The organism is Azospirillum agricola (genome assembly GCF_020005195.1).
Taxonomy (GTDB): Bacteria; Pseudomonadota; Alphaproteobacteria; order Azospirillales; family Azospirillaceae; genus Azospirillum; species Azospirillum agricola.
In genome coordinates, this window is the sequence record NZ_JAIFZR010000005.1 from 371,896 (window position 1) to 384,105 (window position 12,210).

Below are 12,210 nucleotides of genomic sequence, written 5' to 3' on the forward strand. Positions count from 1 at the left end.
GGGCCGGCGGAATGGGAACCGACACCCCGATCACCCGCGAATTGCTGCGCTCCATGCCGCTGCCCCAGCCGGACGGCGACGGCGACAAGGAGCATCGCGGCCGCGTCCTGGTCGTCGCCGGCAGCGTCGAGGTGCCGGGCGGCGCCCTGCTGGCCGGCATCGGCGCGCTCCGCGCCGGGGCCGGCAAGCTCCAGGTCGCCACCGCCGCCAGCGTGGCGCCCCATCTGGGCCTGGCCCTGCCCGAGGCGCTGGTCGCCGGGCTGCCGGAGACGCCGGACGGCGGCATCGCTCCCGATTCGGCCAAGCGGCTGACGGCGCGCGCCACGCGCTGCGACGCCGTGCTGATCGGCCCCGGCATGATGGACGAGCCGGCGGTCGCCGCCCTGACCGCCGCCCTGCTGACCGGGCTGGACGGGCCGAGCTTCGTGCTGGACGCCGCGGCGCTGGCCGGTCTGGGCCGGGGGACGGACGGAACGCCGTCGCCGCTGCATCGCCATGGCGGCCGGATCGTGCTGACCCCGCACGCCGGCGAGATGGCGGCGCTGCTCGGCTGCGACCGCGACCAGGTGCTGGCCGATCCGCTCGACGCCGCGCGCCGGGCGGCGGCGCGGCTGCGGGCGGTGGTGGTGCTGAAGGGAGGGCGCACCCGCATCGTCACGCCGCAGGGGGAGGCCTGGACCTACCGGGACGGCGCGGTCGGGCTGGCCACTTCCGGATCGGGCGACACGCTGGCCGGCATCCTGACCGGCCTGCTGGCGCGCGGCGCCACCCCGCTCCAGGCGGCGGTCTGGAGCGTCTGGCTGCACGGCGAGGCCGGCAACCGGCTGACCCGGCGCCACGGCCCGCTGGGCTTCCTGGCACGCGAACTGCTGGCCGAGATCCCCGCCGCCATGGCCGAGCTGTCGGGCTGAGCCGCCTTACGGCTTGCCGGCGGCCGGCGCCGCCGGGATGGCGGGCGCCGGAACGGTGGGCGCCGCCGGGGCCGGAACGGACATCGCCGGCTTGGACAGCGGGGCCACCGACGCCGACAGCACGGCGCTGTGGTCACGGCAGCGGTCGACCACCTTCTGGCCGCAGGCCTTGAAGCCGAGATCCTTGTCCAGGCAGATCCGCACCTCCGACACGTCGCGCTTGGAGCAGACCACCGCCACCCCTTCCGGCGTCAGGCCGGGGTTGGCCTCCAGGAACAGGCGCTCGACCTGCATCGCCGGCACGGTGGCGCCGGGGGTCTTCAGCCCCTCCGGCACCGCCACCTTGGCGTGGGCGGCGCGCAGCTTGGCGAAATAGTCGGTGACGCTCAGGCCGGAGCAGGTACCGTGCTTGCTCCATTGATGAACCATCAGGCCGACGCTGGGCATGATCGGCATGGTCTCGTCGACCACCGCCTTGGGCACCATGCGGTCGCGGGTGCAGGTCGCCGGCCAGCCGCCGTTGGTGTATTGCGGCCACAGCCCGTGGACGACGAAGCCGAACTTGCGCTCGATCCCGCACTGGTCGGGATCGGGCGTGCCCTTGGCCCGCGCGCAGTGGGTCGGCGACCAGGAGAGCGACAGCACGTAGTAATCGAAGGATCCGGGCTCGGCCCGCTTCTGCGCCCAGGACGGGGCCGGCAGAAGCAGAACCGCAACCAGGGCGGACAAGAAGGCGGCGGCAGCAGTGCGCATGACGATATTCCCCAACGGCGATGCGTCCGAGCGTTGCATACCATGGAAGGTGGTTGCTGTCGCGCGGAAGTGTCGTTCACCGCGAGGAACCTCCTTCGCCCCGTCGCGGGAACTCTCCGCGCAAGCTATACTCGACGGATGTTCACGCTGTCCGCCCCGATGCTGCTGCGCGCCTACGCCGCCGGAATCTTCCCGATGGCCGAAAGCGCCGAGTCCAAGGAACTCCACTGGTTCGACCCGGAACGGCGCGGCATCCTGCCGCTGGACCGCTTCCACGTCGCGCGCAGCCTGCGCAAGACGGTGCGGCGCGGCGTGTTCGAGGTGCGCTGCGACAGCGCCTTCCGCCGGGTGATCGAATCCTGCGCCGAAACCACCGAGGACCGCCCGAAGACCTGGATCAACGACGACATCGTCACCCTCTACACCCAACTCTTCGAGGCCGGTTTCGCCCACAGCGTCGAATGCTGGCGCGACGGACGGCTGGTCGGCGGGCTGTACGGCGTGTCGATCGGCGGCGCCTATTTCGGCGAGAGCATGTTCAGCCGCGAGACCGACGCCAGCAAGGTGGCGCTGGTCCATCTGGTGGCGCGGCTTCGGGCGGCCGGCTTCACGCTGCTCGACACCCAGTTCGTCACCGGGCATCTCGGCCATTTCGGGGCGGAAGAGATCCCGCGCGCCGAATACCGCCGCCGCCTGAACCGGGCGCTGGAGATCAAGACCGATTTCGCCGCCGTCGATCAGGCCCGCGCGGTGGCGGCGCTGCTGGAAGGGGCGTGAGCGGGGCGCGTGGCTGCGCTCACGCCGGATGGAACCGCCCGCCCGTGGTCGGCACCGGAACGCCGGTGGTCGCCGGCTCGCTGAGCGGCAGCCCCAGCCGGCTGCGCACCGCCAGATAGCCGAAGGCCTGCGCTTCCAGCGCGTCGCCGTCCCAGCCGACCGTCTCCACCGCCGCCACCGGCACGCCCAGCCGTTCGCCCAGCATCGCCATCAGCGTGGCGTTGTGGCGGCCGCCGCCGCAGACCAGCCAGCGCCGAGGCGCGGCCGGCAGATGCGGCACGATGCGGACGACCGACTCGGCGGTGAAGGCGGTCAGCGTCGCCGCCCCGTCCGCCACCGCCAGCCCGGCCACCGGGGCCGGGTCGAAGGCGTCGCGGTCGAGCGACTTGGGCGCCGGGCGGTCGAAATAGGGGTGGCGCAGCAGGGCGGCGAGCGCCGCCGCGTCCACCCGGCCCGACCCGGCCAGCGCGCCGCCGTCGTCGTAGCGGCCGGCGCCGTGGCGCAGCACCCAGTCGTCGACCAGCGCGTTGCCCGGCCCGGTGTCGCAGGCGACGACCGAGCCGTCGGCGCCGATCCAGCTCACGTTGGCGACGCCGCCGATGTTGAGGACACCGAGCGGGCGCGGCAGATCCTCCGCCAGCGCGCGGTGGAACAGCGGCACCAGCGGCGCCCCCTGCCCGCCCGCCGCGACGTCGGCGCTGCGGAAATCGTCGACCACGGCGATGCCGGTCGCCGCCGCCAGCCGCGCGCCGTCGCCGATCTGCCAGGTCCGCCGTTCGTCCGGCGCGTGGAGGATGGTGTGGCCGTGGAAACCGATCAGGTCGACGGCGGCGGGCGCCACGCCAGCCTTGTCGAGAAGGCGACGCGCCGCGTCGGCGTGGGCGTCGGTCAGGGCGCGCTCGACCGCCGCCACCGGCCCCTTGCCGCCAAGACAGCCGCGCAGCCCAGCGCGGAAACCGTCCTCGTAGGGGATGGTGACGAAGGCGAGCGGCTCCACCCGAGCGATCCCGTCGGTGCGCAGCAGGGCCGCGTCGATGCCGTCCATCGAGGTTCCGCTCATCAACCCGATGACCGTCCGCATGGTCATGTTGCCCGCCTTCCGTGCCACGCTGGAACCGGGGAACGGCGCCCAATCCATTCCGTCATGCCCGTGCTTGACACGGGCATCCACGGGCGCATCTGAGATTTGCGCGTGGATGCCCGGCTCAAGGCCGGGCATGACGGGACAGCGGGGCGTGGGTCCGCCGACCGATTTCCCTTCGAGGCTTTGTAGCCGAAGAGACGCGCGGCCGGCACCGACAAAAGGCGGAGGCGCCGCGTCAGTCCCGGCGCGGCGGTGGACAGGGCGCCATGCCGGGACGCAGGCAGCCCTCCAGCGTTCCGTCGGGCACCCCCTCGGCCAGCCCGATCCAGGCATCCACCCGTTCGGTCTCGAAGCCGCACTCCCGACGGTCGCCCACCCGCATCAGCGGGCGGCGGATCAGCAGCGGCTGGGCGAGCATCGCGGCCAGCGCCGCCGCCTCGTCCATCGCCTCGGGCACGACCGCGCCGGACTTCACCGCCGGGGCGGCGCGGTTGAACCAGTCGGCCACCGGGCGGTCGCCGAAATAGGGGCGCAGGCTGTCGGCGGTCCAGGGCTCGGCCAGCAGGTCGCGGGCGAGCACGCGGTGCCCGGCCTTTTCCAGCAGGGCCTTCTGGCGGGCGTTGCCGCCGCAGCCGGGTTTCTCGAAGAAGATCACGTCGGCCATGGATCGTCACTCCGTTCGGAACTGCGGCGCGCGGGCGAGCAGCGCGTCGGTTTGCTGACAAATCTCGTCGTACACTTTGCGGTCGAGCTTGCGCAGCCAGCGCGCCGGGATGTCCTCCACCCCGTAGGTGGCGCCGGCCAGCATGCCGGCGATGGCGCCGGTGGTGTCGGCGTCACCGCCCTGGTTGACCGTCTCGACCACGCAGGCCTCCACCGAATCGGTCTGGAAGTAGTAGTGGAAGACCGTTTGCAAGGTGTCGACGATGAAGGCGGTGGACAGGCCCCGGTAGGGCTCGAACTTGAACTGGCGGTGCGTGGCGATCAGCGCGTTCGCTTCCTCCCGCGCGGCGCGGACACCGCCGCCCAGCACCAGCCGCTGCACCATCCGCCCGAGCGCCAGCACCGCCGAATCCGACAGCGCGTTGCAGTGGGTGATGCGCGACTGCTCGCGCGACCAGCGTTCCAGCGCCGAATCGTCGCCGATGGTCGCCAGCGCCACCGGCAGGTTGCGCATCGCCGCCCCGTTGCCGGCGTGGTACTCCGACTCCGGCTCCTCCAGCGTGCCGTGCATGATGAAGCGGCGGATGCCGCGCCGGGTCGTGTCGCCGACATCGACGGGAACGCCCTTCAGCCAGGCGGCGAACTCCCCGGCGGCGCGGCGGACGTCCCACTCCGGCCCGGAGAGGATGGCGCGGCCGAGATGCAGCGCCATCTCGGTGTCGTCGGTCACCTGCCCGGCCGCCAGCTTCAGCCAGCCGCCGCCCTTGATGTGCTTGTGGACGCCGTACTGGTGGGCGATCTCGCCCTTGGTCAGGAACTCGACTGTGGCGCCCAGCGCGTCGCCGCAGGCCAGCCCGAGATAGGCGCCCAGCGCGCGCGATCGGATCGTCGGATCGGTCATGTCCCGAGCGGCCGGAGCCGCCCTTTCCTGGTGCGCCGGAAGCGCCTCGCCGGGCCGTGCCGTCGAAACGCTTCGGGCGTTGGTTGTCAGAGAAGCGACACCCTCACCCGATAATCCCCGCCCACCACCAGATACTCCCCTTCGCCCTGGAAGGGATAGCGCGGCAGGATGTCGCGGAAGAAGACCACCTTGGGCAGAGGCACCCAGGCTTCTAGGATGTGGTCGCCGAACTGGCCGGCGATGTCGCGGTCGATGGAGAAGGAGCAGAGGTTGTTCAGCCGCAGCACCGCCGTCCGCTTGTCGGGGCGGGCGACGACGTGGTGCTCGGCGAAATCGTTGACGCCACGGTAGAGCCGGATGTGCGAGGCCCAGGCCGGCATCGGCGCGTCGGGCCAGCCGCGGCGGATCGTCCACTGGCAATATTCGTAGAGCAGGTCGAGCTGCAAATGGATGTGGTTGTTGTGGAAGCGGGTCGAGCCCTTCTCCTCGCCGTAGGCCCTCCAGGCGGAGGACGCGAAGCGGCGCAGCGGTTCCTTGTGGAAGGTCGGCAGCAGGCCGAACCGGCTCTCCACCCAGCCCTTGAGGACGGCGCCCTCCGCCCGGTTGCTGTCGAACATCCAGCCCTTCAGCAGGCGCAGGTAGCTGGCGCGGAAGCGGCGCCGGCCGTCCGACCCCGCCGAGCCCGAGAAATCCGGGTTGACCCCGAACACCGCCGCCATGTGGCGCTGGAAGAGATCCGACGCGGTCAGCGCGTCCGGGCTTTCGTCGAGCGCCTCGAACAGCGCGGCGTGCTCGCTGCGGGTGGCGCCGATGCGCAGGCGGCGCGGCTCGTCGTTGTAGGCTTCGCCGCACAGGGTCGCGGCCGGGATGTTCAGCAGGTTGGCGCGGTGCGCGCGCAGGGCCAAGGGCGAATCGGGGTCGACCGCGCGACCATTCCCATCCCGGATCACCGCACCGTCCGCCGCCACGCCGCCCTGCCCCCGCCGCTCTGTCCGGATCGAAAGACACCAATTTCTTTATGGATAATCCCGAACCGCCGCCGCGCCAAGGCCCGCGTTCCCCCTGTGACCGGGCTTGTCACGATTTTGTCGGTTTGAAGCCACAGCCGGCAGTCCCCATACTCGGGAATGGCAACGCTCACGATGCGGCGGACCGGGCATGGCCGTTTGGCCGACCAAATACGACGACAGCCACCGCCCGGACCGCCAGCGTCCGGGGGGTAACCGTCCGCGCGGCACCGCCCTGCCGGTGCTGCCGAAGCCGGTCCCGCCCACCCCGGCCCCCGCCTTCCCCGCCGCCGACACCCCGCCGCGCGGCATCGACGAGGCGCGCACCGCCGTCCGCCTCGCCAAGCTGCTGCGCGGCACCATCACGCCGATGCGCGCCGACGACGTGCTGGCCCTGCTGGAGCCGCACCGGCCGCGCCTCGTGCCCAAGCCGGTCAACCCGCTGGCCGGTCTGGCCGGACAGCCGCAGGGGCGGATGCTCGACGCGCTGCTGCGGCCGATCGGGCAGATCATCACCGACGTGTTGCTGCCCGGCGTGCGCGACCATCTGATCGACCGGCTGGTCGCCGGCCGCACCCTCCAGGAGGACAGCCTGCCGAGCGCCGTGGACCTCGCCGAGGCGATGCGGGCGCTGATCGGTCGGATGCACGGCGGCGGACGCGGCCATCTGTTGGCGGTGGTGACGGCGATCCAGAGCGACGCCCGCGCCACCGCCGACCGCATGACGCGCGAGACGGCCCCCATCGACGCCGGCGGCATCGACCGGCTGGCCCGCGCCCTGCTGCGCTTCGAGGTGCGGCGGATGGTGCTGGACACGCTGGGGGGCGGCGCCGCCCTTCAGGACAGCGTCTACCAGTCGCGCCGGCTCGCCCGCTATTCGCTGCGCCGGGCCACCGAGGCGATCAACGGCTTCGTCGTCGACCGGGGGCTGAAGAGCTTGCACGCCAGCCTCGCCACGCTCGCCCAGGCCGACGGGCTGATCGTCATCGCGCTGCGCAACCTCGACGACCAGGAGGAGACGCAGGAGGAATCCGGCCCCTTCGTCGAACCGGCCGACCGCAAGGCGATGACCGACTGGCTGTCGGCGGCGTGGCGGCTTTCCGACACGCTGTTCGATCTGGTCGGAAAGGCGGCGGCCGGCGGCGAGCTGGCCGACCTGCTGTTCGAGGCGCTGCTGCGCCAGCTGCGCAGCCTCCACCATTTCTGCGCCGACCTGACCCACGCCGGGCGCCCGGCGGCGGTGGACACGCTGAAGCGGCGGCTGGTCGAGCGCAGCGACGCGCTGGCCCACCTGACCGGCGAGCGGCTGACCGCGGCGCTGCTCGCCCGCCCGGCCGATCCGGCGATGGCCCGGCGGCTGCTGACGCGCGGGCGTTTCCTGGCGCAGCTGCTCTACGACATGGGCCGCGACGAGGCGGTGGAGGGCCTGGCGCTGCGTCTGGTCATCGCCGCCGAGGCGCTGGGGCCGGACGGGCGGTAGCCTTCCGTCGCCGCGAACGAAGCCCGCCCCGGCCGTTTCCTCGCGAAAGACCCGACAAAATGTCGGGCTTTGTCGTGTGTGTCGGGACCCCGACAAACCGCCGCCGTCACCCGGCCTCATATATTATAATTCAAAATCAATAACTTAAGAATTTTTCGCGCTTTGGCACGGGCCATGCAATCCGGGATGTACGAAGCGGCCGACGATGGGGCCGCCCCGAAATCCAGGCCCACCCATTACAGTCCAAAGCACAGGAGCGACACCCCATGAGCAAAGCGCCTCTGCGTCAGATCGCCTTTTACGGCAAGGGCGGTATCGGCAAGTCCACCACCTCGCAGAACACGCTGGCCGCGCTGGTCGAGCTGGATCAGAAGATCCTGATCGTCGGCTGCGACCCGAAGGCCGACTCGACCCGCCTCATCCTGCACGCAAAGGCCCAGGACACCGTGCTGCACCTGGCCGCCGAGGCCGGTTCGGTCGAGGACCTGGAGCTTGAGGACGTCCTCAAGATCGGCTACCAGGGCATCAAGTGCGTCGAGTCGGGCGGCCCGGAGCCGGGGGTCGGCTGCGCCGGCCGCGGCGTCATCACCTCGATCAACTTCCTGGAGGAGAACGGCGCCTACGACGACGTGGACTACGTGTCCTACGACGTGCTGGGCGACGTGGTGTGCGGCGGCTTCGCCATGCCCATCCGCGAGAACAAGGCCCAGGAAATCTACATCGTCATGTCCGGCGAGATGATGGCGCTCTACGCTGCCAACAACATCGCCAAGGGCATCCTGAAGTACGCGCACAGCGGCGGCGTCCGCCTCGGCGGCCTGATCTGCAACGAGCGCCAGACGGACAAGGAATGGGATCTGGCCGACGCCCTGGCCAAGCGCCTGGGCTCCAAGCTGATCCACTTCGTGCCGCGCGACAACATCGTCCAGCACGCCGAGCTGCGCCGCATGACGGTCATCGAGTACGCCCCGGACAGCAAGCAGGCCGGTGAGTACCGCGCGCTCGCCAACAAGGTGCACGCGAACTCGGGCCAGGGCTGCATCCCGACCCCGATCACCATGGAAGAGCTGGAAGACATGCTGATGGACTTCGGCATCATGAAGACCGAGGAGCAGCAGCTGGCCGAGCTGGCCGCCAAGGAAGCCAAGGCCGCCGCCGCCGGCGCCTGATCACGGCTCCTTGTTCAGGACCGCGTACCCCCGCCCCCCTTTTCCGGGGGCGGGGCTTGAACACTGACCCTATCCCCAGCCCCGCACAACGTCGACCCAACACCCACAGGGGCGTCCGCGAGGGAGGGAGGGGCTCGGTCCCGCGCTGTAGGGGCGCGACGAATCAAGCAGGAGGCTGGCCATGAGCCTGTCCGAGAACACTCCGGTCGATGTGAAGTCCGTCATCAACGACGTCCTCGAAGCCTATCCCGAAAAGTCCCGCAAGCGCCGCGCCAAGCACCTGAACGTGCTGGAGGCCGAGGCGAAGGACTGCGGCGTCAAGTCCAACATCAAGTCGATCCCCGGCGTCATGACCATCCGTGGCTGCGCCTACGCCGGTTCCAAGGGCGTGGTGTGGGGTCCGATCAAGGACATGATCCACATCTCGCACGGTCCCGTGGGCTGCGGCTACTATTCGTGGTCGGGCCGCCGCAACTACTACATCGGCGACACCGGCATCGACAGCTGGGGCACGATGCACTTCACCTCGGACTTCCAGGAGAAGGACATCGTCTTCGGCGGCGACAAGAAGCTGCACAAGGTCATCGAGGAGATCAACGACCTCTTCCCGCTGGTGAACGGCATCTCGATCCAGTCGGAATGCCCGATCGGCCTGATCGGCGACGACATCGAGGCGGTCGCCCGCGCCAAGTCGGCGGAAATCGGCAAGCCGGTCATCCCGGTGCGTTGCGAGGGCTTCCGCGGCGTGTCGCAGTCGCTCGGCCACCACATCGCCAACGACGTGATCCGCGACTGGGTGTTCGACAAGACCGAGCCGAAGGCCGGCTTCGTCTCCACCCCCTATGACGTCACCATCATCGGCGACTACAACATCGGCGGCGACGCCTGGTCGAGCCGCATCCTGCTGGAGGAGATCGGCCTGCGCGTGATCGCCCAGTGGTCGGGCGACGGCACGCTGGCCGAGCTGGAGAACACGCCCAAGGCCAAGGTCAACCTGATCCACTGCTACCGCTCGATGAACTACATCGCGCGCCACATGGAAGAGAAGTACAACATCCCCTGGATGGAGTATAATTTCTTCGGCCCGTCGCAGATCGCCGAGTCGCTGCGCAAGATCGCCGCCCTGTTCGACGACAGCATCAAGGAAAAGGCCGAGGCGGTCATCGCCCGCTACCAGCCGATGGTCGACGCGGTCATCGCCAAGTACCGGCCGCGCCTGGAAGGCAAGAAGGTGATGATCTATGTCGGCGGCCTGCGCCCCCGCCACGTCGCCGACGCCTACCACGACCTGGGCATGGAGATCATCGGCACCGGCTACGAGTTCGCCCACAACGACGACTACCAGCGCACCGCCCACTATGTGAAGGAAGGCACGCTGATCTACGACGACGTGACCGCGTTCGAACTGGAGAAGTTCGTCGAGGCGCTGCGTCCCGACCTCGTCGCCTCGGGCATCAAGGAAAAATACGTGTTCCAGAAGATGGGCCTGCCGTTCCGCCAGATGCACTCGTGGGACTACTCGGGCCCGTACCATGGCTACGACGGTTTCGCGATCTTCGCGCGCGACATGGATCTGGCCATCAACAACCCCGTCTGGGGCGTGATGAAGGCCCCGTTCTGACCGACGGCCTCTGGAACTGGAGAATTTGACGATGTCCGATAAGCTTTCTCAGAGCGCCGACAAGGTTCTCGACCACTTCACCCTCTTCCGTCAGCCCGAATACAAGGCGATGTTCGAGAAGAAGAAGGCCGAGTTCGAATACGGTCATTCCGACGAGGAGGTCGCCCGGGTCTCCGAGTGGACCAAGACGGAAGAGTACAAGGAAAAGAACTTCGCCCGCGAGGCGGTCGTCATCAACCCGACCAAGGCCTGCCAGCCAATCGGCGCGATGTTCGCGGCCCAGGGCTTCGAAGGCACGCTGCCGCTGGTCCACGGCTCGCAGGGCTGCGTCGCCTACTACCGCACCCACCTGACCCGCCACTTCAAGGAGCCCAACTCGGCGGTCTCCTCGTCGATGACGGAGGACGCGGCGGTGTTCGGCGGCCTGAACAACATGATCGACGGCTTGGCGAACGCCTATTCGCTCTACAAGCCGAAGATGATCGCCGTGCTGACCACCTGCATGGCCGAAGTCATCGGCGACGACCTCCAGGGCTTCATCGCCAACGCGAAGAAGAAGGAGAGCGTTCCGGAGGACTTCCCGGTTCCCTTCGCCCACACCCCGGCCTTCGTCGGCAGCCACATCGTCGGCTACGACAACATGATCAAGGGTGTGCTGACCTACTTCTGGGGCAATTCGGAGAATTTCGACACGCCGAAGAACGAGACGATCAACCTGATCCCCGGCTTCGACGGCTTCGCGGTCGGCAACAACCGCGAACTGAAGAAGATCGCCGATCAGTTCGGCATCAAGCTGCAAATCCTGTCGGACGTCTCCGACAACTTCGACACGCCGATGGACGGCGAGTACCGCATGTACGACGGCGGCACGAAGATCGAGGACGTGAAAGCGGCGGTCCACTCCAAGGCCACCATCTCCATGCAGGAGTACAACACCACCCAATCCTTGCAGTTCATCAAGGAGAAGGGCCAGGAAGTCGCCAAGTTCAACTACCCGATGGGCGTCACCGCCACCGACGAGCTGGTCGTGAAGCTCGCCGAACTGTCGGGCAAGGCGGTTCCGGACTCTCTGCGTCTGGAGCGCGGCCGTCTGGTCGACGCCATCGCCGACAGCCACACCCACCTGCACGGCAAGCGCTTCGCGGTCTACGGCGACCCGGACTTCTGCATCGGCATGACCCGCTTCCTGCTGGAGCTGGGTGCGGAGCCGGTGCACATCCTGTCGACCTCCGGCTCGAAGAAGTGGGAGAAGCAGGTCCAGAAGGTGCTGGACGGCTCGCCCTTCGGCAAGTCGGGCAAGGCCTACGGCGGCAAGGATCTGTGGCACCTGCGCTCGCTGATCTTCACCGACAAGGTCGACTACATCATCGGCAACAGCTACGGCAAGTATCTGGAGCGTGACACCAAGACGCCCCTGATCCGCCTGACCTACCCGATCTTCGACCGCCACCACCACCACCGCTACCCGACCTGGGGCTATCAGGGCGCGCTGAACGTGCTGGTGCGCATCCTCGACCGCATCTTCGAGGACATCGACGCCAACACCAACACCGTCGGCCAGACCGACTACTCGTTCGATCTGGTTCGCTGACCGGCCCTGCGCCGTTCCCTTCGCAAAACCGGCGGGACGGGGTGTCCATCCCCCTGCCCCGCCGGCCAACTCCCGACACCGGAGAGCGCCCGCGACAGCGCTCTCCGGTCTTTTTGTGCCTGCGGGACAAAGCCCGAAGCTTGTCCGATTTGGACAGCGCAGCAGAACGACCCAGCTCTTTGACGACGACCTCCCGGTTCGTCATGACCGGGCTTGTCCCGGTCATCCACGCCCGGTCTCTGTCCGATCGTTT

General features: G+C 69.1%; 11 protein-coding genes. 6 read left to right on the forward strand and 5 right to left on the reverse strand.

The annotated features are described in order from the left end of the window. Positions 1 to 11 precede the first annotated feature (11 nt). A complete protein-coding gene (locus JN22_RS16615) occupies positions 12 to 911 on the forward strand; it encodes an NAD(P)H-hydrate dehydratase (protein WP_085555025.1) in 900 nt (299 codons plus the stop codon). Positions 912 to 917: 6 nt separating this feature from the next. Here the strand turns inward: JN22_RS16615 and JN22_RS16620 are convergent, their stop codons facing one another. Then, complete coding sequence (locus tag JN22_RS16620) at positions 918 to 1,664, reverse strand: ribonuclease T2 family protein (RefSeq protein ID WP_085555026.1); 747 nt, start codon at positions 1,662 to 1,664, stop codon at positions 918 to 920. Between the two features lie 138 nt (positions 1,665 to 1,802). Between JN22_RS16620 and aat the strand changes: the two genes are divergently transcribed. After that, positions 1,803 to 2,441 (forward strand): leucyl/phenylalanyl-tRNA--protein transferase, encoded by a 639-nt coding sequence (gene aat, locus JN22_RS16625; RefSeq protein ID WP_085555027.1) that lies wholly within the window; start codon positions 1,803 to 1,805, stop codon positions 2,439 to 2,441. A 19-nt stretch (positions 2,442 to 2,460) separates the two neighbouring features. On the opposite strand, the gene JN22_RS16630 is transcribed toward aat, so the two are convergent. The 4 genes from JN22_RS16630 to JN22_RS16645 all read right to left on the reverse strand — a co-directional run bounded on the left by JN22_RS16630 (position 2,461) and on the right by JN22_RS16645 (position 6,057). Beyond that, positions 2,461 to 3,522, reverse strand: a complete 1,062-nt coding sequence (locus JN22_RS16630; RefSeq protein ID WP_085557200.1) for an anhydro-N-acetylmuramic acid kinase — start codon at positions 3,520 to 3,522, stop codon at positions 2,461 to 2,463. A gap of 238 nt (positions 3,523 to 3,760) precedes the next feature. Beyond that, on the reverse strand, positions 3,761 to 4,189 hold the full coding sequence (locus JN22_RS16635) for an ArsC/Spx/MgsR family protein (protein WP_085555028.1): 429 nt from the start codon (positions 4,187 to 4,189) through the stop codon (positions 3,761 to 3,763). Between the two features lie 6 nt (positions 4,190 to 4,195). Continuing rightward, positions 4,196 to 5,089, reverse strand: coding sequence for an ADP-ribosyl-[dinitrogen reductase] hydrolase (gene draG / locus JN22_RS16640; RefSeq protein ID WP_085555029.1), 894 nt, complete (start codon positions 5,087 to 5,089; stop codon positions 4,196 to 4,198). 86 nt (positions 5,090 to 5,175) lie between these two features. Beyond that, the gene (locus tag JN22_RS16645) at positions 5,176 to 6,057 is read right to left on the reverse strand and encodes an NAD(+)--dinitrogen-reductase ADP-D-ribosyltransferase (RefSeq protein WP_085555030.1); all 882 of its coding nucleotides are present in this window, start codon (positions 6,055 to 6,057) and stop codon (positions 5,176 to 5,178) included. Positions 6,058 to 6,247: 190 nt separating this feature from the next. On the opposite strand from JN22_RS16645, the gene JN22_RS16650 reads away from it, so the two are divergent. The 4 genes from JN22_RS16650 (at position 6,248) to nifK (ending at position 11,957) form a co-directional block, all read left to right on the forward strand. Next, entirely contained in the window at positions 6,248 to 7,576 is a 1,329-nt protein-coding gene (locus tag JN22_RS16650) for a hypothetical protein (RefSeq protein WP_085555031.1), read from the forward strand. Positions 7,577 to 7,842: 266 nt separating this feature from the next. After that, on the forward strand, positions 7,843 to 8,745 hold the full coding sequence (nifH, locus tag JN22_RS16655) for a nitrogenase iron protein (protein WP_085555032.1): 903 nt from the start codon (positions 7,843 to 7,845) through the stop codon (positions 8,743 to 8,745). 181 nt (positions 8,746 to 8,926) lie between these two features. After that, positions 8,927 to 10,366, forward strand: coding sequence for a nitrogenase molybdenum-iron protein alpha chain (gene nifD / locus JN22_RS16660; protein WP_085555033.1), 1,440 nt, complete (start codon positions 8,927 to 8,929; stop codon positions 10,364 to 10,366). 31 nt (positions 10,367 to 10,397) lie between these two features. Further along, positions 10,398 to 11,957 carry a nitrogenase molybdenum-iron protein subunit beta gene (nifK, locus tag JN22_RS16665; protein WP_085555034.1) on the forward strand — a complete coding sequence of 520 codons (1,560 nt, stop codon included), beginning with the start codon at positions 10,398 to 10,400 and terminating at the stop codon, positions 11,955 to 11,957. Positions 11,958 to 12,210: the final 253 nt, after the last annotated feature.